Source organism: Enterobacter sp. 01-M-03-SI-ECC, from assembly GCF_047530215.1.
GTDB classification, from domain to species: Bacteria; Pseudomonadota; Gammaproteobacteria; order Enterobacterales; family Enterobacteriaceae; genus Enterobacter; species Enterobacter chengduensis.
This window is the reverse complement of record NZ_JBLKDA010000006.1, coordinates 139,810-160,352: the sequence shown is the minus strand read 5'-3', so window position 1 is coordinate 160,352 and position 20,543 is coordinate 139,810. Positions and strand designations below refer to the sequence as shown.

General features: G+C 56.0%; 22 protein-coding genes. 7 read left to right on the top strand and 15 right to left on the bottom strand.

Annotated elements, in window-relative coordinates; translation table 11 throughout:
* Position 1: 1 nt before the first annotated feature.
* The 5 genes from recG to gmk are packed head-to-tail and all read right to left on the bottom strand — an operon-like array spanning position 2 to position 5,868.
* Positions 2–2,083, bottom strand: a complete 2,082-nt coding sequence (gene recG, locus ACMWKK_RS08380; protein ID WP_112780032.1) for an ATP-dependent DNA helicase RecG — start codon at positions 2,081–2,083, stop codon at positions 2–4.
* 3 nt (positions 2,084–2,086) lie between these two features.
* Entirely contained in the window at positions 2,087–2,776 is a 690-nt protein-coding gene (gene trmH / locus ACMWKK_RS08375; protein WP_112780033.1) for a tRNA (guanosine(18)-2'-O)-methyltransferase TrmH, read from the bottom strand.
* Positions 2,777–2,780: 4 nt separating this feature from the next.
* The gene (gene spoT / locus ACMWKK_RS08370) at positions 2,781–4,895 is read right to left on the bottom strand and encodes a bifunctional GTP diphosphokinase/guanosine-3',5'-bis pyrophosphate 3'-pyrophosphohydrolase (protein ID WP_032644393.1); all 2,115 of its coding nucleotides are present in this window, start codon (positions 4,893–4,895) and stop codon (positions 2,781–2,783) included.
* 19 nt (positions 4,896–4,914) lie between these two features.
* The gene (gene rpoZ / locus ACMWKK_RS08365; protein ID WP_000135058.1) at positions 4,915–5,190 is read right to left on the bottom strand and encodes a DNA-directed RNA polymerase subunit omega; all 276 of its coding nucleotides are present in this window, start codon (positions 5,188–5,190) and stop codon (positions 4,915–4,917) included.
* A gap of 54 nt (positions 5,191–5,244) precedes the next feature.
* On the bottom strand, positions 5,245–5,868 hold the full coding sequence (gene gmk, locus ACMWKK_RS08360; RefSeq protein WP_032644394.1) for a guanylate kinase: 624 nt from the start codon (positions 5,866–5,868) through the stop codon (positions 5,245–5,247).
* A gap of 251 nt (positions 5,869–6,119) precedes the next feature.
* On the opposite strand from gmk, the gene ligB reads away from it, so the two are divergent.
* Positions 6,120–7,790, top strand: coding sequence for an NAD-dependent DNA ligase LigB (gene ligB, locus ACMWKK_RS08355; RefSeq protein ID WP_112780034.1), 1,671 nt, complete (start codon positions 6,120–6,122; stop codon positions 7,788–7,790).
* Between the two features lie 2 nt (positions 7,791–7,792).
* Here ligB and ACMWKK_RS08350 read toward each other — a convergent pair whose 3' ends face one another.
* Positions 7,793–8,410, bottom strand: a complete 618-nt coding sequence (locus ACMWKK_RS08350; RefSeq protein WP_023334014.1) for a trimeric intracellular cation channel family protein — start codon at positions 8,408–8,410, stop codon at positions 7,793–7,795.
* A 204-nt stretch (positions 8,411–8,614) separates the two neighbouring features.
* Positions 8,615–9,478 carry a YicC/YloC family endoribonuclease gene (locus tag ACMWKK_RS08345; RefSeq protein ID WP_028015013.1) on the bottom strand — a complete coding sequence of 288 codons (864 nt, stop codon included), beginning with the start codon at positions 9,476–9,478 and terminating at the stop codon, positions 8,615–8,617.
* 125 nt (positions 9,479–9,603) lie between these two features.
* Between ACMWKK_RS08345 and rph the strand changes: the two genes are divergently transcribed.
* Positions 9,604–10,320, top strand: a complete 717-nt coding sequence (rph, locus tag ACMWKK_RS08340) for a ribonuclease PH (protein ID WP_112780035.1) — start codon at positions 9,604–9,606, stop codon at positions 10,318–10,320.
* A 67-nt stretch (positions 10,321–10,387) separates the two neighbouring features.
* Positions 10,388–11,029: an orotate phosphoribosyltransferase gene (gene pyrE / locus ACMWKK_RS08335; protein ID WP_112780036.1), complete on the top strand. Its 642-nt coding sequence runs from the start codon at positions 10,388–10,390 to the stop codon at positions 11,027–11,029.
* A gap of 82 nt (positions 11,030–11,111) precedes the next feature.
* Here the strand turns inward: pyrE and slmA are convergent, their stop codons facing one another.
* The 3 genes from slmA to coaBC all read right to left on the bottom strand — a co-directional run bounded on the left by slmA (position 11,112) and on the right by coaBC (position 13,476).
* Positions 11,112–11,708, bottom strand: a complete 597-nt coding sequence (gene slmA, locus ACMWKK_RS08330; RefSeq protein WP_008502690.1) for a nucleoid occlusion factor SlmA — start codon at positions 11,706–11,708, stop codon at positions 11,112–11,114.
* Positions 11,709–11,828: 120 nt separating this feature from the next.
* Complete coding sequence (gene dut / locus ACMWKK_RS08325) at positions 11,829–12,287, bottom strand: dUTP diphosphatase (RefSeq protein ID WP_008502691.1); 459 nt, start codon at positions 12,285–12,287, stop codon at positions 11,829–11,831.
* Positions 12,265–13,476, bottom strand: a complete 1,212-nt coding sequence (gene coaBC / locus ACMWKK_RS08320; protein ID WP_112780105.1) for a bifunctional phosphopantothenoylcysteine decarboxylase/phosphopantothenate--cysteine ligase CoaBC — start codon at positions 13,474–13,476, stop codon at positions 12,265–12,267. Before coaBC ends, dut begins: the two co-directional genes overlap by 23 nt.
* A 171-nt stretch (positions 13,477–13,647) precedes the next feature.
* On the opposite strand from coaBC, the gene radC reads away from it, so the two are divergent.
* From radC to mutM, 4 genes are all read left to right on the top strand, one after another.
* Positions 13,648–14,316, top strand: a complete 669-nt coding sequence (radC, locus tag ACMWKK_RS08315; protein WP_045328593.1) for a RadC family protein — start codon at positions 13,648–13,650, stop codon at positions 14,314–14,316.
* A gap of 218 nt (positions 14,317–14,534) precedes the next feature.
* Positions 14,535–14,771, top strand: coding sequence for a 50S ribosomal protein L28 (gene rpmB / locus ACMWKK_RS08310; RefSeq protein ID WP_002436699.1), 237 nt, complete (start codon positions 14,535–14,537; stop codon positions 14,769–14,771).
* Between the two features lie 22 nt (positions 14,772–14,793).
* Positions 14,794–14,961 carry a 50S ribosomal protein L33 gene (rpmG, locus tag ACMWKK_RS08305; RefSeq protein ID WP_003024094.1) on the top strand — a complete coding sequence of 56 codons (168 nt, stop codon included), beginning with the start codon at positions 14,794–14,796 and terminating at the stop codon, positions 14,959–14,961.
* A 72-nt stretch (positions 14,962–15,033) separates the two neighbouring features.
* Positions 15,034–15,843, top strand: a complete 810-nt coding sequence (gene mutM / locus ACMWKK_RS08300; RefSeq protein WP_045328591.1) for a bifunctional DNA-formamidopyrimidine glycosylase/DNA-(apurinic or apyrimidinic site) lyase — start codon at positions 15,034–15,036, stop codon at positions 15,841–15,843.
* A 2-nt stretch (positions 15,844–15,845) separates the two neighbouring features.
* Here mutM and coaD read toward each other — a convergent pair whose 3' ends face one another.
* The 5 genes from coaD to ACMWKK_RS08275 all read right to left on the bottom strand — a co-directional run bounded on the left by coaD (position 15,846) and on the right by ACMWKK_RS08275 (position 20,541).
* Entirely contained in the window at positions 15,846–16,325 is a 480-nt protein-coding gene (coaD, locus tag ACMWKK_RS08295; protein ID WP_045328589.1) for a pantetheine-phosphate adenylyltransferase, read from the bottom strand.
* A gap of 3 nt (positions 16,326–16,328) precedes the next feature.
* On the bottom strand, positions 16,329–17,099 hold the full coding sequence (locus ACMWKK_RS08290; RefSeq protein WP_112780037.1) for a glycosyltransferase family 2 protein: 771 nt from the start codon (positions 17,097–17,099) through the stop codon (positions 16,329–16,331).
* Complete coding sequence (gene waaA / locus ACMWKK_RS08285; protein ID WP_045328587.1) at positions 17,099–18,373, bottom strand: lipid IV(A) 3-deoxy-D-manno-octulosonic acid transferase; 1,275 nt, start codon at positions 18,371–18,373, stop codon at positions 17,099–17,101. Before waaA ends, ACMWKK_RS08290 begins: the two co-directional genes overlap by 1 nt.
* 66 nt (positions 18,374–18,439) lie before the next feature.
* Positions 18,440–19,429: a glycosyltransferase gene (locus ACMWKK_RS08280; RefSeq protein ID WP_112780038.1), complete on the bottom strand. Its 990-nt coding sequence runs from the start codon at positions 19,427–19,429 to the stop codon at positions 18,440–18,442.
* 11 nt (positions 19,430–19,440) lie between these two features.
* On the bottom strand, positions 19,441–20,541 hold the full coding sequence (locus tag ACMWKK_RS08275) for a glycosyltransferase (protein WP_045328583.1): 1,101 nt from the start codon (positions 20,539–20,541) through the stop codon (positions 19,441–19,443).
* Positions 20,542–20,543: the final 2 nt, after the last annotated feature.

Sequence of the window (20,543 nt, the reverse complement as noted above, 5' to 3'; positions counted from 1 at the left end):
ATCAGGCGTTGGAGTAGCGTTCGGTTTCCGGCATCCAGCGCTCAATTAGCGCTGCCGCCTGTTCGGGGTAGCGTTCATGAATATGGCGGGCGAGGCGCTGAACCTCGGGGATCATGGCCTGATCGCGCAGCAAGTCCGCCACTTTGAATTCGGCATTACCCGTCTGACGCGTGCCCAGTAGTTCGCCCGGGCCGCGGATCTCCAGGTCTTTTTGCGCAATCACAAAACCGTCGTTGCTGTCGCGCAGCACCTGCAAACGCATCTGGGCGGTTTTTGAGAGCGGCGCTTTGTAGAGCAGCACGCAGTGGGACGCTACCGCACCGCGGCCAACGCGCCCGCGCAGCTGGTGGAGCTGGGCAAGGCCGAGACGCTCCGGGTTCTCGATGATCATCAGGCTGGAGTTGGGGACGTCCACGCCCACTTCAATCACCGTCGTCGCGACCAGCAAATGCAGTTCCCCCTGCTTAAACGACTGCATCACCGCCTGTTTTTCTGCTGGCTTCATGCGGCCGTGCACCAGGCCCACGTTTAGCTCCGGCAGCGCCAGCTTCAGCTCTTCCCACGTGGCTTCGGCAGCCTGCGCTTCCAGCAGTTCAGACTCCTCGATCAGCGTACAAACCCAGTAGGCCTGACGCCCTTCGTGAGTGCAGGCGTTGCGCACGCGGTCGATGATATCGCTGCGGCGCGTATCCGGTATGGCGACCGTGGTGACCGGCGTTCGGCCCGGGGGCAGCTCGTCGATGGTGGAGGTATCCAGATCGGCGTAGGCGGTCATCGCCAGGGTGCGCGGGATCGGCGTGGCGGTCATGATCAGCTGATGCGGATGGAAGCCCTGCTGCAGGCCTTTTTCCCACAGCGCCAGGCGCTGGTGCACGCCGAAACGGTGCTGTTCGTCGATAATCACCAGCGCAAGGCCGTTAAACTGCACCTGCTCCTGGAAGATAGCGTGCGTGCCGACAATCATCTGCACCTGGCCGCTGGCGATGGCTTCCTGCTGCGCAAGGCGCGCTTTGCCTTTTTGCTTGCCCGCAAGCCAGCCGACTTCAATTCCGAGCGGCGCGAACCAGGCGCGGAAATTGTTGGCATGCTGTTCAGCCAGCAGTTCTGTGGGTGCCATCAGCGCGACCTGTTTGCCGTGGGCAATCGCGCGCAGGGCGGCCAGCGCCGCAACCAGCGTTTTACCGGAGCCCACGTCGCCCTGTACCAGGCGCATCATCGGTACGTCGAGCGCCATATCGCGTTCAATCTCGGCGGTGACACGCGCCTGTGCGCCGGTGGGCTTAAATGGCAGGGAAGCCAGCAGCTTATCCTTGAACGCATCATTCTGGCTTAACGGCTGCGCGTGGAAACGCTGCGCGCCCGCGCGTAGCGCCAGCATGCTCAGGTTATGGGCCAGTAATTCCTCAAGGATAAGACGCCGTTGGGCGGGGTGTTTGCCGCTTTCTAAGTCGCTGAGCTGCAGCGTTGGCGGCGGGCGGTGCAGGGTGCGCAGCGCCTCGGGCAGGCTCATCATGCCCTGCGCCAGCTCGGGCGGCAGCAGTTCGGTAATGGCGCAGGTATCCAGCAGTTCCAGCGCCTGATCGGTGAGCTTACGCAGCGTTGCCTGCTTGATGCCTTCCGTCGTCGGGTAAACCGGGGTGAGCGTTTCCTGCAGCTCCGGCGTGCTGAGATCCCCCTGCACGCGGTACTCCGGGTGGATCATCTCTGCGCCGTATTTCCCGCGTTTGGCTTCGCCATAGGCCAGCACCCTGCGGCCCGTCGCCAGGCTGTTTTTCATCGCCGCGCTGAAGTTGAAAAAACGCATGGTGAGGATGCCGGTGCCGTCGCTGATCTGGCAGGTCATCATCCGGCGTCCGCCGAACGTAATGCTGCAGTTCAGGACTTCGCCTTCAACGGTGGCATAAATGGCGGGAAGGAGATCGCCAATCTTATAGAGCTGGGTGCGGTCTTCGTAACGCAGGGGGAGGTGAAGCAGAAGATCCTGCACCGTGTGCAGGCCAATTTTTGCCAGCTTGTTGCTTTGCGCCGCGCCCACGCCCGTCAGGCTGTTAAGCGGGATGGCATCCAGCAGGCGGCCTTTCATCGCTTACCCGGCGTACTGCATGGTGGCCCACCACTCGGCATCGGCTTCAATTTCGCCCTGCGCGTTGACGTGGGGGTAAGGCAATTTTTTCTGCTTCGCAACGCGAGCCAGCACCGGATAGCCGCCTTCGAACAGCAGGCGCTGCTGTTCCTCTTCTGGCAGCATGCTGTTGCTACGCTCGTACATGCCGGCGTTCTGACGCTGGCGCTGCGCTTCATACAGAATGAGCGCGGAGGCCACGGAGACGTTGAGAGACTGGACCATGCCGATCATTGGAATGATGATGTCCCGATCCGCCAGATCCAGCGCTTCCTGCGTGATCCCGGTTTTCTCCTGGCCCATCAAAATGCAGGTCGGGCGGGTGTAGTCGATCTCGCGGAAATCTACGGCTTTAGCGGACAGGTTGGTCGCGAGGATCTGCATCCCGCGTCCTTTCAGGTGCGATACGGCTTCGCCAACGGTGTGATGATGTTTGACAGACACCCAGCTGTTGCTGCCTGCCGCCGCCGAGACCGTATTTCGCATACGGCCATCCGGCCAGACGGCGTGCACTTCATGCACGCCGACGGCATCTGCGGTCCGAACGATAGCAGAGACGTTATGCGGTTTATGAACCTGTTCCATACAGACCGTCAGGTCAGGCTGACGCCTGGCGAGCATTTCGCATATCCGCGCGTAACGTTGTGAATTCATAAACCTAGTTTCGGTTTCGGGTGACTTTAATCACGTCCGGCATGACGCGGATCTTGCGCATAATGTTCGCCAGATGCACGCGGTCGCGGGCGGTCAGACGAATAAAGGCGCTATATACGCGGCCGTCTTTTTCTTCCGTATTCAGGCTCTGAATGTTGGACGAGGCCGTGTTGATCGCTGCCGTCAGGTTCGCCAGGGCACCCTGGTGGTTGAACATATCCACCTTAATTTCGGTGATAAATTCCTGCGCCGTCTCTTTATCCCACTCGACCGCCATAAACTTCTCGGCTTCTTTCTGATAGCCGCGAATGTTACGACAGGATTCGTGGTGGATAACCAGCCCTTTGCCAGGGCTGACGTGCGCAATAATCGGGTCGCCAGGAATTGGACGACAACATTTTGCGAAGGTGATCAGTACGCCGTCCGCGCCTTTGATCGGCAGATGCGCGTGGCCGGATGCGCCTGGAGCAGAAGGTATCGCTTCGCCCTGCTGCAGGTTCTTCGCCACCACGACGCTCATGGCGTTACCCAGGCCAATTTCCGCCAGCAGATCGTCCAGAGACGTGAGCTTCATACGGTCAAGTTCACGCTGAATATGCTCAGGTGGAATCTCGGCCAGCTTACGGCTGCCGCCCAACGCGTGGTTGAGCAGACGACGCCCCAGGCTGACGGAATCATCACGCTTGAGGTTTTTCAGCAGCTGGCGAATTTTGGCGCGCGCTTTGGAGCTCACGACAAAGTTCAGCCAGGCCGCGTTCGGACGTGCGCCTGGCGCGGTAATAATCTCTACCGTCTGGCCGCTGGAGAGCGGCTGAGACAGAGGATAAGGCTGTCTGTCGACGCGTGCGCCGACGCAGGCATGCCCGATATCGGTATGCACGGCGTAAGCGAAGTCGACCGGCGTTGCGCCCGCAGGCAGTTCGACAATGCGGCCTTCCGGGGTGAAAACGTAAATCTCATCCGGGAAGAGATCGGATTTCACGCTCTCGATAAATTCAAACGAGCTACCCGCACTCTGCTGAAGTTCCAGCAGGCTTTGCATCCAGCGCTGGGCGCGGATTTGTGCGGTTGTGCTGCTTTCGCCACCGTGCTCTTTATAGGCCCAGTGCGCGGCGACACCCATCTCTGCCATCTGGTCCATGTCTTCGGTGCGAATTTGCACCTCAACAGGCACGCCGTGCGGACCGATCATCGAGGTATGCAAAGATTGATAGCCGTTCGCTTTCGGAATGGCGATGTAATCTTTCATGCGCCCCGGACGCGGTTTGTAGAGGCTGTGCATTTGCCCCAGCACGCGATAGCAGGTGTCCGAGTCGTGGACGATTACGCGGAAGGCGTAGATGTCCATGATCGAGTGAAAACGCTGCTCTTTAAGCACCATTTTGCAGTAGATAGAGTACAAATGTTTCTCGCGACCGCTGACGCGGCACGGAATTCCCGCTTCCTGTAAGCGCCCTTCAATTTCCGAGAGGATCTTTTGAATCATCTCTTTACGGTTACCGCGTGCGGCTTTCACCACCTCTTTAATCACGCGATAGCGGTTCGGGTACAACGCTTCAAAACCCAGCTCTTCCAGCTCGGTTTTGATGTGGTGAATACCTAAACGGTGCGCCAGCGGACTGTAAATTTCGAGGGTTTCACGGGCAATGCGGCGACGTTTATCCGGGCGAAGTGAGCCCAGCGTGCGCATGTTGTGGGTACGGTCAGCGAGTTTGATGAGAATGACGCGGATATCCTGCACCATCGCCATAATCATCTTGCGGAAGTTTTCGGCTTGCGCCTCTTTCTTGTCGCGGAAATTCAGCTTATCAAGCTTAGAGACCCCTTCCACCAGTTCGGCAACGCTTTTGCCGAACAGCTGTTCCATGTCCTGGTAAGTGGCAGGGGTATCTTCGATCACGTCGTGCAGCAGGGCGGCCATCAGCGTTTCATAGTCGAGTTTCATCTCGGCCAGAATACAGGCCACCGCTACCGGGTGCGTGATATAGGGTTCACCGCTTGAACGTGTCTGGCCCTCGTGAGCGTCACGTGCAACGAGATACGCCTGCTGAAGACGCTTAATCTGGTCTTCAGGCAGGTAGGTTTGAATCAGTTGATTCAGGCTTTCAAACAGATACAAGGGCGACCCGCAGGTTTAATTAACGACGACCTTCAGCAATAGCGGTAACGGCCTGCAGTTCTGCGGCTTCCTGCTCTTGCTGCTCCTGGCGCTCACGTACGTCGAGGATCTGGTTGTTGATCAGACCTTCTTCGATTTCGCGAAGTGCAATAACGGTGGTTTTATCGTTTTCTTCCGGTACCAGCGGATCTTTACCGCCTACCTGCATCTGACGAGCGCGACGCGCGGCGACCAGCACCAGGTCAAAACGGTTACCAATTTTCTCTACAGCGTCCTGAACAGTTACGCGTGCCATACTTAAAATGCTCCACAGGTGAAGAAATGACTGGGCATGATACTGAAAGTGGGTTCAGTCTGCCAACAGTTTGGTGATTAATGCGTCATGTCGCTGCTTCTGGCGGCTCATACGCAGGCGTTCTGCGCGAAGGATGGTTTTGAGATCGCTCAGCGCGGCATCAAAATCATCATTCACAATAAGGTAATCATATTCCGCGTAATGGCTCATTTCTGCAACAGCCTGTTCCATACGCTTTGCGATCACGTCTTCGCTGTCCTGTCCGCGGCCACGCAGGCGGCGATCCAGCTCATCTTTCGATGGCGGTAAAATAAAGATACTGCGAGAGTCAGGCATTTTCTTGCGAATTTGCTGTGCGCCCTGCCAGTCGATATCCAGGAACACATTCACGCCCGTGGCCAGAACCTGCTCAATGGTTTCACGCGAGGTACCGTAGTAGTTACCGAATACTTCAGCGTGTTCAAGAAACGCATCTCTGCCGATCATCGCTCTGAATTCGTCGTGATCCACAAAGAAATAGTGTTCGCCGTGCACTTCACCCGGACGCGGCGCTCGCGTGGTGTGAGAAACAGAAACCTGTGTGTCGTACAGCGGTTGGGTTTTTAACAATGCCTGAATAAGGCTGGATTTACCCGCGCCACTAGGGGCAGAAACAATATAAAGCGTGCCTTGAGCCATGAGAGTCTTTTGTATGTGTTAACGAAGAAGTCCTACATACGGGCTTATTATACACGTCACTGCCGTGTGACGTAGCCTTTGTCACACTTTTTCCCCTCGATTATTGAATTTTGCGTGCCGTTTTCAGGTTTTATCCGTGGTTTTCAGCAACCCAAAGAAATACCGGATAGCGTCTCGCATTGTAAAACGTTGCCGTTAGCGTTGTTTCCGGCATCCGGGTATACCTTCTGCAATGCAAAGGAGGGGTAGCGATGTGGCGATGGATAAGCGGGTTAATGCTGTTGTGGTGTGGCTATGGCGCGGCGGTGTGTCCGGTGTGGTCGCAGGCAAAAGCAGAAAAAGAGATGGCGTCGTTAAGTGCGCAAATCAAACGCTGGGATGAGGCTTACTGGAAGCAGGGCGTGAGTGAGATCAACGACGAGGTTTACGACCAGCTTCACGGGCGGTTAACGCAGTGGCAGCGCTGTTTTGGCGGTGAGCCTGCAGAAGAAAAACTTCCCGCGCTGGCGGGGAGCGTTAAACATCCTGTTGCGCATACAGGCGTGCACAAAGTGGCCAGCAAAGAGGAACTGAGACAGTGGATGGGTGCCCGACAGCATCTTTGGCTGCAGCCCAAAGTTGACGGAGTGGCGGTAACGCTGGTCTATCGTGACGGGAAGCTAGCTCAGGCCATCAGTCGCGGAGATGGCCTGAAAGGGGAAGACTGGACCGGAAAGGTGCGTTTAATCCCGTCTGTTCCACAAACGCTCACCGGCGCGCTGGCGAACAGCGTCCTACAGGGCGAGCTTTTCTGGTTAAGCGAAAGCCACATTCAGCGGCAAATGGGCGGAATGAACGCGCGCGCAAAGGTGGCGGGGGCGATGATGCGGCAAAAGGATAACGCGCTATTGAGCAAGATCGGCGTATTCATCAGGGCCTGGCCGGACGGACCGAAAGAGATGCGGACAGCTCTGGCTGAACTGTCTCAGGCCGGATTTACGCTTTCGGAACGCTATACGCTTCCCGCCGAATCTGTTGATGTCGTTGAGAAACAGCGCGAGGCCTGGCACGTGACCGCATTACCCTTTGCCACGGATGGCATTGTGGTGCGCTCGGAGGATGAACCCGCGGGCGAAGGTTGGTTACCGGGAGAAGGCAACTGGGTTGTCGCGTGGAAATATTCTCCTGCAGCCCAGGTGGCTGAGGTGAGCGGCATTCAATTTTCCGTGGGGCGAACGGGCAAAATTTCCGTTGTAGCCGCGCTGGAACCGGTGCAGCTGGATGATAAACAGGTGCAGCGGGTGAGTCTGGGTTCGGTTGGGCGCTGGCAGAGGCTGGATATTGCTCCGGGAGATCAAATACAGATCAGCCTGGCCGGTCAGGGTATCCCCCGGTTTGATAAGGTCCTCTGGCGCGGGACTGACAGGCATAAGCCAGAGCCGCCGGCCCCGCGTTATCATGCGCTTAGCTGTTTCTATGCTTCGCCGGAGTGTATGGAGCAGTTCTTTGCCCGGCTGACGTGGCTCAGCTCAAAGCAGGTATTCAATATCGAAGGATTAGGCGAGTCTGGCTGGCGAACCCTCTGGCGCGCGCATCATTTTGACCATCTCTTTTCATGGCTGTTATTAACTCAGGAACAGCTGCAGGCTACCCCGGGCTTTTCCTCTGCGCGCGGGCTCGCGCTCTGGCACCGATTTAATCTGGTGCGCGAGAAGCCGTTTACCCGCTGGCTTATGGCTTTGGGTGTTCCATTGACTCAGTCTTCACTGAAGGCGATGGGAGACATATCGTGGCAGAAGATGATCGGACGTAACGCAAAGGACTGGCAGACCCTGCCGGGGACGGGCGAGGAGAAAGCGCGACAGATCGTTAACTGGATACACGCGCCTCAGATTGATGTGCTGGCGAAATGGCTCGCTGCACAGCACATCAACGGGTTCTGAAGCTAGTGTGCGCTGTGTTTGTAATGAAAAACGGGCAGTCCGAGCTTCAGACGCAGCGCCAGCATGCGGGCCGTAAAGCCAAACAGCAGCGTAGAGATGACCACCACATCATGGTTCGAAACGTAATGCTGCAGAGCGATATACAGTACCGCTGCGGCGAAGGAGATGCCGGCATACAGCTCTTTTTGAAAGACCAGGGGAATACGTTTGCAGAACATATCGCGCAGTACGCCGCCGAACACCCCCGTGACCACCGCAGCAATGGTGGCGATAACCGGCCCTTCACCCATATCGAGCGCGATTTGCGCGCCGATGATTGAAAAGACGATCAGCCCCAGCGCATCCAGCACCAGGAACAGGCGCCGAAGGTGCGGCATAACGGGTGCAACGATGGTGGTTAATACAGCCGCCGTCGCCACGATAATTACGTACTCAGGGTGTTTAACCCATCCGAGCGGGTAATGGCCAAGCAGGATATCGCGCACGGAACCGCCGCCCAGCGCGGTCGCGGTAGCAATAATGATTACGCCGAAGGTGTCCATACGGCGACGTCCGGCGGCCAGTGCGCCGGTCATGGCTTCTGCGGTGATGCCAATAAGATAAAGAATGTGAAGCAGCATAGACCCTCCGGTGTGAACGCGTGGAGGTTAGCGATTTGTGCGCAAGATCACGATTGAGATTTTCTAAGGCGAGTCGGTTTGCCCTATAAATTTTTATCACATTTTACTGTACATGCTTGATGAAAGAAGGTGTGGCGGTAAAGCGATAGCAGAGAAGGATTAGAAATAGTAATGGGTGGTGCGGTTTACACCACCCGAAAGGCATCACTCGATATTCTGGATCTGCTCGCGCATCTGTTCAATCAGCACTTTGAGCTCAATCGCTGAATTGGTCACTTCTGCGTTGATCGACTTAGACGCCAGGGTGTTCGACTCGCGGTTGAACTCCTGCATCATAAAGTCCAGGCGGCGGCCGACAGCTTCTTTCTTCTTCAGAATGTTGTAGGTCTCTTTGACGTGCGCTTCCAGACGGTCCAGCTCTTCAGCGACATCAATACGCTGCGCCATCAGCACCAGCTCTTGTTCCAGACGGGTGTTTTCCAGCTGAACTTCCGCTTCTTCCAGTTTGGCGACAAGGCGCTCGCGCTGCCATTGCAGCACTTCCGGCATATGGGCGCGGACTTTGGCTACTTCGGCGCTTACGCCTTCAAGACGCTGCTCAATCATCGCTTTCAGCGCCTGGCCTTCGGTTTCGCGGGCAACGATAAAGTCGTCCAGCGTGCCGTCGAGGGCTGCCAGGATTTCAGCGGCAATGGCGTCCAGATCCTGCTCACCGGCGGCCATAACCCCAGGCCAGCGCAGAATATCAACCGGGTTGATTTCGCCTTCATCGCTCTGCATTTTGACCCAGTTCGCCGCATTGACGAGCTGTTTCGCCAGTTTTTCGTTAAGGATGAGTTCGCCCTGCGCGCTGGCATCGGGCTCAAAGCGCAGGTTACATTCCACTTTCCCGCGCGTCAGACGTGTACGGATACGTTCACGTACAACAGGCTCAAGGCTGCGGAACTGCTCCGGCATACGGAAATACGTTTCCAGGTAACGCTGGTTTACCGAGCGCATTTCCCATGTGGCGCTACCCCAGCTACCCTTGATTTCACGCCGGGCGTAGGCGGTCATACTGCGGATCATAGACATTCCCGTTTTTAAAGGAGAGATGGGGGGATTATAGCTTTCGGGGGCTTCACAGGATAGGAATAAGCGCCCTTTATCCGTATAATGCGCAGCCACATTCGTTTCAAGCCGGAGAATCCATCATGCGTCCATCAGGCCGTAGCGCCAATCAGGTGCGTCCCGTCACCCTGACCCGTAACTATACAAAACACGCTGAAGGCTCCGTGCTGGTTGAGTTTGGTGACACTAAAGTACTGTGCACCGCCTCCATCGAAGAAGGCGTTCCGCGCTTCCTTAAAGGTCAGGGTCAGGGCTGGATCACTGCTGAATACGGCATGCTGCCGCGTGCGACCCATACCCGTAACGCCCGTGAAGCGGCAAAAGGTAAGCAGGGCGGCCGTACCATGGAAATTCAGCGCCTGATCGCGCGTGCGCTGCGCGCCGCCGTCGATCTGAAAGTTCTCGGTGAATTCACCATCACGCTGGACTGCGACGTGATTCAGGCAGACGGCGGTACGCGTACCGCGTCCATTACCGGTGCCTGCGTGGCGCTGGTGGATGCCCTGAATAAGCTGGTTGCGGCCGGCAAGCTGAAAACCAACCCAATGAAGGGTATGGTTGCGGCGGTTTCCGTGGGTATCGTTAACGGCGAAGCGCTTTGCGATCTGGAATACGTTGAAGATTCCGCAGCCGAAACCGACATGAACGTGGTGATGACCGAAGACGGTCGCATCATTGAGGTGCAGGGCACGGCGGAAGGCGAGCCGTTCACCCACGAAGAGCTTCTCTCCCTGCTGGCGTTGGCCCGAGGGGGAATCGAATCCATTGTAACGACGCAGAAAGCGGCGTTAGAAAATTGATTTTAAAGGCGACCAATGAGTCGCCTTTTTTTTGCCTGTAAGACAGAAAAACCAAAGGAGCAAATCCATGAAATCGTATCAGCGCCAGTTTATTGAGTTTGCGCTTAACAAGCAGGTACTTAAGTTTGGCGAATTTACGCTGAAATCCGGGCGCAAAAGTCCCTATTTCTTCAACGCCGGGCTGTTTAATACCGGGCGCGATCTGGCATTGTTAGGCCGTTTCTATGCCGAAGCGCTGGTGGATTCCGGGATGGATTTTGACCTGCTGTTTGGTCCGGCCTATAAAGGCATTCCGATTGCGACCACCACCGCGGTGGCGCTGGCGGAACACCATGACCGCGACGTGCCCTACTGCTTCAACCGCAAAGAGGCCAAAACGCATGGTGAAGGCGGGAATCTGGTCGGCAGCGCGCTGCAGGGCCGCGTCATGCTGGTGGACGATGTGATCACCGCGGGCACGGCAATCCGTGAATCGATGGAGATTATCCAGGCGAACGGTGCGACGCTGGCTGGCGTGCTGATTTCTCTGGATCGCCAGGAGCGTGGTCGTGGTGAAATTTCCGCTATTCAGGAAGTTGAACGCGATTACGGCTGCAAAGTGACGTCGATTATCACCCTGAAAGATCTGATTGCGTATCTGGAAGAGAAGCCGGAGATGGCGGACCATCTGGCAGCGGTAAAAGCGTATCGCGAAACATTCGGGGTTTAATTGCTACGCCCGGTGGCGCTACGCTTACCGGGCCTAACCGCTCGCAGGCCGGATAAGGCGAAGCCGCCATCCGGCGTTGGCATTACTGTAATTGTGCTGCCACTAACGGCCAGCGGGCGTCAAAATCGTCCGTTGGACGGTATTTGAACTCGCTACGCACAAAGCGGGAGAGCATCCCTTCACAAAACGCCAGAATCTGGCTCGCCAGCAGCGTTTCATCAATGCTGTAACCTTCGCCTTCACGCATTTTCTTTTCGCGCAGTACCTGGCGCAGCTGCGCTTCAATACGCTCAAAAAGCTGGTTAATGCGGCCCTGCAGTCTGTCCTGTTCAAACATCAGCGCGTGGCCGGTGAGGATACGCGTTAAGCCCGGATTGCGTTCACCGAAGCCCAGGATTAACAGCACAATCAGACGCAGACGCGCGGTGGTGTCTTTTTCATCTTTCAGAATCAGGTTGATGCGCGTGATCAGGCTGTCTTCAATAAATTCGATCAGGCTGTCGAACATCCGGGTCTTGCTCGGAAAATGACGGTACAGCGCCGCCTCAGACACGCCTACAGAGGCGGCCAGTTTAGCGGTGGTGATGCGTTGACTGCCATCGCTGGATTCAAGCATCAGCGCCAGAGATTGAAGTATTTCTTCGCGACGATTCCTTTTCGCAGTTTGTTTTTCTGCCATGTTACAAAATACCCCTGAAAATAAGCACTTGCCAGGCTGGCATCCACACAGCGACCGCAAACTGGCGTTTGCGGTTTGTTATTGCATTATGACGCTGTGAGATGCGTGTCTGTCGGGCCGTTATTTGCGCCCGGAATGGCCGAAGCCGCCTTCGCCACGGTCGGTGGCGTCAAAGTCTGCCACTAGGTTAAATTCTGCCTGTACCACCGGTACAAAGACCATCTGTGCGATACGCTCGCCCGGTTCAATGGTGAAGCTGTCCTGTCCGCGGTTCCAGACGGAGACCATCAGCTGGCCCTGGTAGTCGGAGTCGATCAGGCCGACCAGGTTACCCAGCACCACGCCGTGCTTATGACCCAGGCCAGAACGCGGCAGGATCACCGCTGCCAGTGACGGGTCAGCAATGTGAATCGCCAGGCCCGTTGGCACCAGGGTAGTGGCGCCCGGCGCCAGCTCTACGGCGTCATCGAGACAGGCGCGCAGGTCAAGACCGGCAGAGCCGGAGGTGGCATAGGTTGGCAGCGGGAACTGCTCGCCAACACGCGGGTCCAGAATCTTAACGTCGATTTTTTTCATCATAACGGGTAACGATCTCGTCGAGTAATTGTTGGCCCAGGAGTTCCTTGCGCTCAAGCGGTAAGACTTTATCTCCATCCTGCCAGAAAAGGTGCAGTGCGTTGCTGTCGCTGTTAAATCCTTGTGTGGCCAGCGATACGTCGTTCGCGCAAATCAAATCGAGGTTTTTGCGGGTACGTTTTTGCCGGGCATATTCTTCCACATTATTCGTTTCTGCGGCAAACCCAACAACGTATGGACGATGGCTTTTTAGTGCGGCGACACCGGCGACAATGTCCGGGTTTTTCACCATTTTCAGTGTTAATTCATCGCCTTGCTTTTTAATTTTTGCCTCGGCGATCGTCTCAGCACGATAGTCTGCAACGGCCGCACAGCCGATAAAAATCTGCTGGCGTTGCGCATGTGCCTGCACGGCGGCTTCCATCTCCAGCGCGGTGGTAACGTCAATGCGCTTCACAAACGCAGGCGTAGGCAGCGATACCGGGCCGCTCACCAGCGTGACGTTCGCGCCGCGTCTTGCGGCGGCGGCGGCAATCGCAAAGCCCATTTTGCCGGAGCTGTGATTGGTGATGTAGCGCACCGGATCCAGCGGCTCGCGCGTGGGGCCCGCGGTAATCATGATGTTGAGATGTTGCAGATCGTTGACAGGCGAAAAATGGGCTGCGGCCATATCAACAATCGTCAGCGGATCAAGCATGCGGCCCGGGCCGACGTCGCCGCAGGCCTGGCTGCCGCTGTCCGGACCCCAGATAAGCAGGCCGCGTGAGGCCAGCGTCTCGAGATTGTGCTGGGTGACCGCGTTACGGTACATCTGCTGGTTCATGGCGGGAACGACGGCAACAGGCGAAGGCGTGGCCAGACAAATGGTGGAGACCAGGTCATTTGCCATACCGGCCGCTACCCGAGCGATTAAATCAGCCGTGGCGGGGGCGAGAATCACCAGGTCTGCCCATTTCCCCAGCTCAATATGGCCCATAGCAGCTTCGGCGGCCGGGTCGAGCAGGCTGTCAGATACCGGATACCCTGAAACCGCCTGCAGGCTCAGGGGAGTGATAAAGGCTTTACCGCCTTCGGTTATCGCGACCCGCACATCTGCGCCGCGCTCGCGCAGACGACGCACCAGCTCCGGCGCTTTGTAGGCAGCAATGCCGCCGCTCACGCCAAGAACGATTTTTTTACCGGCCAGGCTCATCATGATTCTTTCCTGTTGGGTTTCACCAGAGAGCGGGCATTTTATCACAATCCCCAAAACGGGGTGATTTTGTCCTTCGACCACTTTGCGAGGCGCTACGCAAGAACGCAATGTGGCCGTCGAGCGAAGAATTGGCCTGTGGCAGCATGAGGTTAAAAAGGGAGAAAGAACATGGAAGAAGAGGATGAGCAGCTGCTGCCGCGCGAAAAATTGCTGCGCTATGACATCACTCTGTTAAAAGATGATGAACTGCTGGCGCTCTTTTTACGGACCGGAACGCCCGGAAAAACGGTGTTTACGCTGGCAAAAGAGCTGATAGCCCATTTCGGTTCGCTGTACGGTTTACTGACCGCGGATCTGGCGCAGTTTAAGCACGTTGAGGGGATCGGCGTGGCGAAATATGCCCAACTGAGGGGCATTGCTGAACTTGCGCGCCGTTTTTACAATGTCCGTATGGAGGAGGAAGATCCGATCCTGACGCCCGCGATGACGCGCGAATTTGTGCAAAGCCAGTTAACCGATATTGAACGCGAGATCTTTATGGTGATCTTTGTCGATAACAGAAACCGGGTGCTGAAACATAGCTGCCTCTTTGCGGGCACGTTGAGCCACGTTGAGGTGCATCCGCGTGAAATTGTGCGCGAAGCGATAAAAGTGAATGCAGCGGGCGTGATCCTCGCGCATAATCACCCCTCTGGCTGTGCAGAACCGAGCAGAGCTGACAAAGAAATCACCGAGCGCATTATCAAATGCTGTCAATTCATGGACATTCGTGTGCTGGACCATCTGATAATTGGCCGCGGAGAGTACATTTCTTTTGCAGAACATGGCTGGATTTAGGCTATTTCTCGCGATCCATCGGGATCTTTGTCTGTTCGGGACTTGAGCACACCGCCGAGTCAGCGTATACTACGCCACCTTTGAGAATCTCGGGTTTGGCATTTGGGCCTGGCAATCGAGAGTTCACTTAGAACTATGCGATGACCGGGCTGTAAAGCCTGACGAGGCGCCGATACCCCATACGAAGCTCGAGCTAATTTGATTTTTGGAGAATAGACATGTCCCGAGTCTGCCAAGTTACTGGCAAGCGTCCGGTGACCGGTAACAACCGTTCCCACGCACTGAACGCGACTAAACGCCGTTTCCTGCCGAACCTGCACTCTCACCGTTTCTGGGTTGAGAGCGAGAAGCGTTTTGTCACCCTGCGCGTATCTGCTAAAGGTATGCGTGTAATCGATAAGAAAGGCATCGATACAGTTCTGTCTGAACTGCGTGCCCGTGGCGAAAAGTACTAAGTACTTAAAGAGGAAATAAATCATGGCTAAAGGTATTCGCGAGAAAATCAAGCTGGTTTCTTCTGCTGGTACAGGTCACTTCTACACCACCACGAAGAACAAACGTACTAAGCCGGAAAAACTGGAACTGAAAAAATTCGATCCAGTTGTACGCCAGCACGTACTGTACAAAGAAGCTAAAATCAAATAATTTTAGCCTCCTTGTATCGAAAAACCCCGCAACTGCGGGGTTTTTTGCATTCTGTATCTCAACGGAGGAACCATGCCTGAATTACCTGAGGTAGAAACCAGCCGTCGCGGCATTGAGCCCCATCTGGTCGGCGCGACGATTCTTCACGCGGTTGTCCGTAACGGGCGTTTGCGCTGGCCGGTGTCCGATGAGATCCACGCGTTAAGTGACAAACCCGTCCTTAGCGTGCAGCGCCGCGCGAAATACCTGCTGCTGGAGCTGCCCGACGGCTGGATTATTATCCACCTGGGGATGTCCGGCAGCCTGCGCATCCTGACCGAAGAACTGCCTGCGGAAAAACACGACCACGTCGATCTGGTGATGAGCAACGGCAAAGTGCTCCGCTACACCGATCCACGGCGCTTTGGCGCGTGGCTGTGGACGAAAGAGCTGGAAGGGCATAACGTACTTGCGCATCTGGGCCCCGAGCCGCTCTCAGACGCGTTTAACGCGGATTACCTGCAAGCGAAGTGCGCGAAGAAGAAGAGCCCGATTAAGCCCTGGCTGATGGATAATAAGCTGGTGGTCGGCGTGGGGAATATCTATGCCAGCGAATCGCTGTTTGCGGCCGGGATCCACCCCGATCGGCTGGCCTCTTCGCTGTCGGCGCAGGAGTGCGAACTGCTGGTTCGGGTGATTAAAGCCGTATTGCTGCGCTCGATTGAGCAGGGTGGAACAACGCTGAAGGACTTCCTGCAAAGTGACGGCAAGCCGGGCTATTTTGCCCAGGAGCTGCAGGTGTATGGCCGTAAAGGCGAACCGTGCCGAGTCTGCGGCACGCCGGTTATTGCCACAAAGCACGCCCAGCGCGCGACGTTCTACTGCCGTCAGTGCCAGAAATAGGGCTACTTTAGCTTTTCCATCAACGCCTGGTGGACGTTAGCCGGCAGGAAATGGGTGACATCGCCGTGATGACGTGCCACCTCTTTTACCAGCGTGGAAGAGATAAACGACCACTCTTTGGAGGGCATCAGAAACACGCTCTCCAGCTCCGGCATCAGGTGGCGGTTCATGTGGGCCAGCTGCATCTCATACTCGAAGTCTGCCACCGCGCGTAACCCACGAATCAGAATATTGGCCTGCTGGGCGCGGGCGAAGTTAGCCATCAGATCGCTAAACCCGACTACCTCAACATTCGACAGATGCGAAATGGCATCGGTGGCAAGCTGCACGCGCTCGTTGAGGTCAAACATCGGCTTTTTGCTAGGGCTGGCGGCAATCGCCAGGATCACCTTATCGAACATGCACGCCGCACGGGTGATGATATCAAGATGACCGTTGGTGATCGGATCGAAGGTACCCGGATAAATCGCTTTTGTGCTCATGGCTCACGTTTTCTCTGAGTAGCCGCGGCAGAGCGCCCACAGCTCGGTGTATTTGTTGAAAGTATACTGGGCATTCACGACGGCGAGTAACCACCCCTGCTTACCGTCCAGCACGCCACCACGCAGCAGCAGCGTTTTCAGAAACGCGCCCAGCGTGTGGGTGAAAATACCCGTCAGCGAGGCTTTCTTGCCGCGCTGGTGACGCTCCTGCGCCCATGCGGTGGCATAGTTGAGCTGTTTGCGCTGGAAGCTCGCGAAATCACGGCAGGTCAGGTGCAGCAAATCGCCCGCCAGGGGGATGACCTGGGCGCTATCGCAAACCAGGGATTCATGCACCAGGCTGTCGTTGTACTGATAACGCTCGCGCTCGTAGAGGCGCATTACGCGGTCAGGATACCAGCCGCTGTGGCGCATAAAACGGCCAAGGAAATAGTTACGGCGGGCAATGCTGTATACGGCACCCGGCTGGGGCGAGGAAAGCACCGCCTGGATGGCCTGCTGGAGTTCTGGCGTAACGCGCTCGTCAGTATCAAGCATCAGGACATAATCACCGGAAGCAAAACCCTGCGCGCGCTGGCGCTGAATGCCATATCCTTGCCAGTCAGCGTCGATAAACACGTTTGCACCCGCTGCGCGGGCAACGTCCACCGTGTTGTCCGTACTTCCGGCGTCAAGAATGACGATCTCGTCAGCCCAGGCAACCGATGCCAGGCAGTCCGGAAGCAGGTCGGCGGCGTTTTTGGCGATCATCACGACCGACAGACGCGTTGACATTAGTGGCTCCGCTGGGGCAGGTAAGGTTGCAGTAGCTGCAGCAGACGGGTCAGGGCGCCCTGGTTCTGATGCAGCACTTCAACGGCGTGGCGGCCGTACCACAGACGATAATCTTCGTCAGTCAGCAGGGTCGAAACCTCTTTAACCACCGAATCCGCATCGGTCACGGTAATTAAACCATCGGCCTGCTGTAATTTCGCGCAGATATCTTTGAAGTTGAACGTGTGCGGCCCCATCAGCACCGGAATAGCGTGGGCTGCCGGCTCCAGCGGGTTATGACCGCCTCGCTCCACCAGGCTGCCGCCGACAAATGCGAGGTCAGCAATGCCGTACAGCAGCATCAGTTCGCCCATCGTATCGCCAATCACCACCTGGGTGCTGCCGGACGGGATCTCACCGCTGCTGCGCAGCGTGAAGCTGAAACCGCCTTTCTGCACCATTTCACGGGCATCTTTAAAACGCTCCGGATGGCGGGGGACGAGGATCAGCAGTAAATCAGGGAATTTTTCCAGCAGCCTGCGGTGAGCCTGCAGGATGATCTCTTCTTCACCGTCATGGGTGCTGGTCGCAATCCAGACCTGACGACGCGGCGCCCACTGGCGACGCAGCGTGATCGCGCGGGCGGCGAGTTCAGGGGTAACGGAAATATCAAACTTCAGGCTGCCCGTTACCGCAAGCTGGTTGCGTTTGAGGCCCAGAGAGATAAAGCGTGCCGCATCTTCTTCATTCTGCGCGGCAATCAGCGTAATTTTGCTGAGCAGGCGGCGCATAAATTTACCCAGCTTGCCGTAACCTTTCGCCGAGCGCTCTGACAGGCGCGCGTTGGCAATCACCAGCGGGATTTTACGGGCATGAAGGGCGGAAATCATGTTCGGCCACAGTTCGGTTTCCATCACAATCACCAGCTTCGGGCGAACGGTATTCAGGAAACGATTCATGGCGCAGGGCAGATCGTAAGGCAGATAGACGTGCTGCACGTCTTTACCGAAAGCGGATAACGCGCGCTCAGAGCCGGTTGGCGTCATGGTGGTGACGGTGATCGGCAGCGACGGATAGCGGTGACGCAGGGCGCGAACCAGCGGGATCGCCGCCAGCGTTTCACCGACAGAAACGGAATGCAGCAAAATACCGTCCGGTACGACCTTATTGCGGCAGAAGCCATAGCGTTCAGCCCAGCGTTTACGATACGCAGGCGCTTTCCGGCTACGAAGCAACAGTCTCAGCCACACCAGTGGCTGAATGATGTAGAGCAGAGCGGTATACAACAATTCCAAGCGATTATCCGTTTTTTTAGTTTCGGCGGGCAAATTCTAAGCATTTAGGCCAGGTAAAGCTATCTCTTATGCCAGATACCGTTTCAGACGGAAATAACGCCGACCCAGCCGCCAGCGCAAACGCGGACTTTTAGCACTTTTCCAGATGAGCTTCCAGATGCCTGTTTCGAAGAACTCTTTGATAATCATCGATTTCTTCTTTTCATCCTTCATGTTATCGAAGGTATGAATAATGCCCAGCCCCTCTTTGGCAATTTGCCAGTGGCAGGCAGGGATCCCTTTCACCTTATCCGGGTAGCGCTGATTGATGGCATCGAGCATCTGCAGGATTTTCATGTAGTGACGCGCGGAGCGAATCAGCGTGTCGTCATTGTCCGGCATATGGGACACCGATGCAGAGTGAATGTAGTAGTCGTAATAACGTTCACTGGTGTACTGAACCCGCTCAGCCGCGAGCAGGACTTCGGTGGTCCATGGAATATCCTGATGGCGCAGACCGGGTTCGAAACGGAAACCATTCTGACGGATGAAGTCATGGCGATAGATGTTCAGCCAGGTCACGTGAAGGAATTTACGCGAATCCAGCGCCATTTTTAACCACGCAGGGCCAGCCATGACCCCTGTCGAAGCCAGCTTGTCTTCAGGGAAGATCGGGCGTGAGGGTTTCTTGTTATTCTCCCAGACGTAGTTGCCGTTACAGGTGGCGACATCCAGATCCTGCGTGACGGCCATATCCAGCAGCCGCTGGTACATGCCGGGTTTAAAGACATCATCAATATCCGGGAAAGAGAGATATTGACCCGTCGCAGCGGCCAGGCCGGTATTACGCGCGATGGAGACGCCCTGGTTTTGCTGTTCGATAACCTGCAGCTGTGGCAATTCTTCACGCCAGCGTTTGACGATCTCCATCGAGCGGTCGGTAGAGCCATCATTGACGATGATGACTTCCATGCTGTCGATGCGCTGATTCACAAGGCAGGTAAAGAACTGATCAAGGAAAGCTTCACCGTTATAAACGGCAACCACCACGCTTAACAATGGGGCTGAATTTTGCATAAGAAACCTGATTATTTTTGATTGTCGACCAGAGCAATATATTGCTGGCAAATGGCATTGATACCGAACGACGCGATGGTTTCACCGCCCACGACCGGCGGGGCGGTATAAATATCCGCCAGCGTTTTTGCCAGTGATTCGTCGCTTAACTCTGCCAGCCCGCGCGCCAGGTCTCCGGTAAGGATTTCGGCGGGGCCGCCCGGGCAATTTGTACTGACCGGTGGCGTCTGGCAGATAATGGCTTCAACCAGCACATTACCAAAGCCTTCGCAGTCAGAACTTAACACTAAAAGGCGTGCCCCTTTAATCCACGGATAGGGGTTGGAATCGAACGGGCGGAAAACCGTTTTGTTTTCAATACCCAGCTCGACAGCCAGACGTTTAAGTTTTTGAATTTGAGCGTCGGATCCGTTGCCCATCATGACCAGCGTTGTGTCAATTTTACTCAGGGCGAACGCACGCAAAAGGCGGTCGTGGCGCTTGTGCTCATGGAAGCGGCCAACGTGAATAATGTAATCCTTTCCCTGCATTTCAAAGGGCGCATCCGCCAGACGCTGGATTTCAGGAATATCAAAAGGATTATGGATAACCGCTTTGCGCCGAAGAGTAAGCGCCAGCGTCTCGGAAAGATCGTTCAACACGGCGCCTGAGACGGCGACAACGTTGCGGTTTTCGTAGGTATGACGAATTTTAAGGTGTTTAAACCAGCGTGAAAGCCCGCTGCGATGGCGAAGATAGGAGAACGAGAACATGCCATGCACGCAGAACCAGACTTTGTCGCGTTCCAGCACGCGGCTGTGCGCCACAATGCGGTCTGTTTTATGCAGGTGAGAGAACACCACGTCAAATTTGCCGCTGCGCTCGGCCCGCTCAATTGCGCGATCCAGCTGCTGGGCGCGGCGTGGGATCTCCGTCAGCTTCCGCCACGGTTTTTTACATGTATCCTGGACAACCTGATAATCGATGCCTTCCGGGATGGCGTAGTCGCACACTTTCCGCAGAGAGAATAGAGAGACCTGATGCCCCATTTCTATTAACCCACGGGAGAGTGTAAGAACCGTTTTTTCAGCTCCTCCACCGGGTAAACCATCAATAATCATTAGGATGCGCATTT

Bases quoted from the DNA above. Each gene is read 5' to 3' on its own strand.
- gmk (WP_032644394.1), bottom strand. From the start codon at position 5,868: ATGGCTCAAGGCACGCTTTATATTGTTTCTGCCCCTAGTGGCGCGGGT.
- radC (WP_045328593.1), top strand. From the start codon at position 13,648: ATGGAAGAAGAGGATGAGCAGCTGCTGCCGCGCGAAAAATTGCTGCGC.
- rpoZ (WP_000135058.1), bottom strand. From the start codon at position 5,190: ATGGCACGCGTAACTGTTCAGGACGCTGTAGAGAAAATTGGTAACCGT.
- rph (WP_112780035.1), top strand. From the start codon at position 9,604: ATGCGTCCATCAGGCCGTAGCGCCAATCAGGTGCGTCCCGTCACCCTG.
- coaBC (WP_112780105.1), bottom strand. From the start codon at position 13,476: ATGAGCCTGGCCGGTAAAAAAATCGTTCTTGGCGTGAGCGGCGGCATT.
- ACMWKK_RS08345 (WP_028015013.1), bottom strand. From the start codon at position 9,478: ATGATCCGCAGTATGACCGCCTACGCCCGGCGTGAAATCAAGGGTAGC.
- ACMWKK_RS08350 (WP_023334014.1), bottom strand. From the start codon at position 8,410: ATGCTGCTTCACATTCTTTATCTTATTGGCATCACCGCAGAAGCCATG.
- coaD (WP_045328589.1), bottom strand. From the start codon at position 16,325: ATGAGCACAAAAGCGATTTATCCGGGTACCTTCGATCCGATCACCAAC.
- trmH (WP_112780033.1), bottom strand. From the start codon at position 2,776: ATGAATTCACAACGTTACGCGCGGATATGCGAAATGCTCGCCAGGCGT.
- ligB (WP_112780034.1), top strand. From the start codon at position 6,120: ATGTGGCGATGGATAAGCGGGTTAATGCTGTTGTGGTGTGGCTATGGC.
- rpmB (WP_002436699.1), top strand. From the start codon at position 14,535: ATGTCCCGAGTCTGCCAAGTTACTGGCAAGCGTCCGGTGACCGGTAAC.
- ACMWKK_RS08290 (WP_112780037.1), bottom strand. From the start codon at position 17,099: ATGTCAACGCGTCTGTCGGTCGTGATGATCGCCAAAAACGCCGCCGAC.
- dut (WP_008502691.1), bottom strand. From the start codon at position 12,287: ATGATGAAAAAAATCGACGTTAAGATTCTGGACCCGCGTGTTGGCGAG.
- recG (WP_112780032.1), bottom strand. From the start codon at position 2,083: ATGAAAGGCCGCCTGCTGGATGCCATCCCGCTTAACAGCCTGACGGGC.
- rpmG (WP_003024094.1), top strand. From the start codon at position 14,794: ATGGCTAAAGGTATTCGCGAGAAAATCAAGCTGGTTTCTTCTGCTGGT.
- ACMWKK_RS08280 (WP_112780038.1), bottom strand. From the start codon at position 19,429: ATGCAAAATTCAGCCCCATTGTTAAGCGTGGTGGTTGCCGTTTATAAC.
- mutM (WP_045328591.1), top strand. From the start codon at position 15,034: ATGCCTGAATTACCTGAGGTAGAAACCAGCCGTCGCGGCATTGAGCCC.
- pyrE (WP_112780036.1), top strand. From the start codon at position 10,388: ATGAAATCGTATCAGCGCCAGTTTATTGAGTTTGCGCTTAACAAGCAG.
- ACMWKK_RS08275 (WP_045328583.1), bottom strand. From the start codon at position 20,541: ATGCGCATCCTAATGATTATTGATGGTTTACCCGGTGGAGGAGCTGAA.
- slmA (WP_008502690.1), bottom strand. From the start codon at position 11,708: ATGGCAGAAAAACAAACTGCGAAAAGGAATCGTCGCGAAGAAATACTT.